This is a genomic window from Actinoplanes sp. NPDC048791 (assembly GCF_040650095.1).
In the GTDB taxonomy this organism is placed as follows: domain Bacteria; phylum Actinomycetota; class Actinomycetes; order Mycobacteriales; family Micromonosporaceae; genus Actinoplanes.
Genome location: NZ_JBEZGQ010000996.1, coordinates 1 through 3042 on the forward strand (window position 1 = coordinate 1; position 3042 = coordinate 3042).

Annotated in this window: 1 protein-coding gene and 1 pseudogene; both read left to right on the forward strand. The window is 74.2% G+C overall.

Annotation, left to right across the window (positions count from 1 at the left end; translation table 11 throughout):
* Positions 1–841 (forward strand): tetratricopeptide repeat protein (locus tag AB0C29_RS41070; protein ID WP_360832558.1); only part of this gene is annotated, 841 nt, incomplete at its 5' end.
* A gap of 20 nt (positions 842–861) precedes the next feature.
* Positions 862–1761: pseudogene (locus tag AB0C29_RS41075) on the forward strand (arginase family protein); the annotation flags it as partial.
* Between the last annotated feature and the right edge of the window lie 1281 nt (positions 1762–3042).

The following is a 3042-nucleotide window of genomic DNA, read 5'->3' on the forward strand; positions in this document are numbered from 1 at the left end:
GCCGCGGCCCGGCGGTTGCGGCCGGTCGCGTGCGTGCTGGACATCGCGCTGCCCGCAGCCGGGCGGGGCGCCGCCCGCGGTCATCGACGTCACCGAAGCGAACTTCCAGACGACCGTCCTCGAACTGTCCATGACCACCCCGGTGATCCTGGACTTCTGGGCCGAGTGGTGCGAGCCGTGCAAGCAGCTCTCCCCGGTCCTGGAGAAGCTCGCGGCCGAGGGCGGCGGCAGCTGGGTGCTCGGCAAGGTCGACGTGGACGCCAACCCGCGGCTGGCCCAGGCGCTACGGGTCCAGGGCATCCCGATGGTGATCGCGGTGGTCGGCGGCCAGCTCGTCGAGGGCTTCACCGGCGTGCTGCCCGAGGCGCAGGTCCGGCAGTACGTCGACGCGGTGCTCAAGGCCGGCGGCGTCGAGGTCGCCGCGCCCGAGGACCCGCGGCTCGACGCGGCCGACGACGCGCTGATGACCGGGGACCTGGACGCGGCCGAGGCGGCGTACCGCAAGATCCTGGCCGAGTCGCCGCAGGACCACGCGGCCGAGTCCGGCCTGGCGCAGGTCGAGCTCTACCGCCGGGTCACCGGCGTGGACGCGGAGAAGGCACTGGCCAAGGCCGCGGCCGACCCCGACGACGTGGCCGCCCAGCAGCTCGCCGCCGACATCGAGGTCCTCAGCGGGCAGGCCCCCGAGGCCTACGAGCGGCTGGTCGCGGCGGTGCGGCGGTCCAGCGGCGAGGAGCGGGACAGCGTACGCAAGCATCTGCTGTCACTCTTCAACGTGGCCGGACCCGACGATCCGGCTGTGGCGAGCGCGCGGCGCGCGCTGGCCCGCGCGCTCTTCTAGGCAAAGGTACGGGGGGCTCCATGCGCCGCATCGCCGTGCTCGACGCACCGTCCAACCTCGGCCTGCGCCCGCCGACGGCGACGTCGGTGCCGGGCTGCGCCAAGGCGCCCGGAGCCCTCCGTGACCACGGCCTGCTGCGCCGCCTCAACGCCCGCGACGCCGGCTGCCTGACCCCGCCCCGGTACGACCCGGGCGACTGGCGGCCCGGTGACGGGGTGTGCCACGCGCCGGAGATCTCGGCGTACTCCCGGAAGCTGGCCGACCGGATCGGCGCCATCCTCGACCAGGGCGAGTTCCCGGTGGTCCTGGGCGGCGACTGCTCGATCGTGCTCGGCTCGGCGCTGGCCATGCACCGCCTGGGCGAGGCGGTCGGCGGCCGGATCGGCCTGGTCTTCGTGGACGGCCACTCGGACTTCCGCCACCCCGGCAACGCGTCCTACGTGGGCGCGGCGGCCGGCGAGGACCTGGCGCTGGTCACGGGCCGAGGCCAGACCGACCTGGCGGCGATGGAGGGCCGGCGGCCGTACTACCGCGACATCGACGTGGTGGTGATGGGCATCCGGGCCCAGGACGAATACCGCCTGGACCTGCAGGCGGCCGGCATCGTGACCCGCCCGGTGCCGACCCTGCGCGTGGAAGGCGCGGCCCGCAGCGCCCAGTGGGCGCGCGACCAGCTGGTGGACTGCGCCGGATACTGGGTGCACATCGACGTGGACGTGCTGGACCCGGCGGTGATGCCAGCGGTGGACGCGCCGGAGCCGGGCGGCATCGCGTTCCCGGAGCTGGAGATCCTGCTGGCCGGGCTGGTGGAGTCACCGCACTGCCTGGGCGTGGAGATCACGGTCTTCGACCCGGACTACGACCCGGACGGCAAGTACGCGGAAGAGATCACCTCGGCGATCGTGGCCGGGTTGAAGCCGGCTCAGCTGGTCGACGCCCGCCCGGACCTGGTGGCGGCCCGTCGCGACCTCGCCGGTCCGGGTCGTCTCGGCCCGGGTCGGCTCGGTCCGGGGCGGCTTGCGCCGGGGCAGCGCGGGCCGGCCGAGCAGGACCCGGTCGAGGCAAGACGGGCCGCGGCGGCCGGCGACGACGTGCGAGCGGCCGCGGCGGGAATGTCGAACAGGGAATCCCTGGCGACGACTCTGGCTGGTGTTTCGCAGGCCGGCGAGGTGCCGGCGTTCCCGGCTGCGGAGGGGGCTTCGGACCAGGCGGAGTTCGAGGCTTTCTCACGGCGGGCTGATCCGGACGGCGTCTCTTCCCAGGAGCCCGAGGACGTCGTTGCGTCGTCATCCGCTGGGGTGGGTCGAGATGTTCCCTCGCCCTTCGCGGACGTCGATGACGGTCCTGAGGTCGCCTCGCCGTTCTCGGGTCCTGGCGACCCTCACGACGTTGCCAGGGATGACGCCGGACTGCCCGACGGGCTGGATGCAGCCTGGCGCGAGGCGGGGTCGGCTGATCTGGACTACGGCGCTCAGGCTGACTTCGGGACCTTCGCTGACGCGGACCACAGCTCGTCCGAGGCCGGCGACGGAGTCCCGGCTACCGGCGAGGCCGGGGACGATCGCTCGGCTACCGGCGAGGCCGGGGACGATCACCCGGCGACCGACGAGGCCGGGGACGATCACCCGGCTACCGGCGAGGCCGGGGACGGCCTCCTAGCGGTGACCGTGGATGCCGGGGGTGATCGCGCGGCGGTGACCGTGGATGCCGGCGGTGATCGCCCGGCGGCGATCGTTGATGCCGAGGAGAGCGAGCCTGGCCAGGCGGCGGACCCGGACCGAAACGACCCCGACTCGGTCGCCGACCGCGGCGATGTGACCTCCTTCGGGGAGCGGGATCACGAGCCGGCGCCCGAACCGGATCACGATGATCTCGACCGGCGGGCCGCCGAGCAGGCCCACGAGGACGCCGAAGAAGCACGCTTCGCCGAAGCCGCCGAAGCCGTAGCGGCCTCAGAAGATGTAGAGGCCGCCGAAGCCGTAGCGGCCTCCGAAGACGAAGAGGCCGCCGAAGCCGTAGCGGCCTCCGAAGACGAAGAGGCCGCCGAAGCCGCAGAGGCCTCCGAGGCGTCCGCCGGGCCGGAGGCCGACGACCGGCCTGCTGAGCCTGAGGCCGACCAACGGTCCGCCGAGCCCGGGCCCGGGCCCGAGGCCGCAAAGCCGCCCGCGGAGCCCGCGCCGATCCGGCCGCTCGGCTCCGCG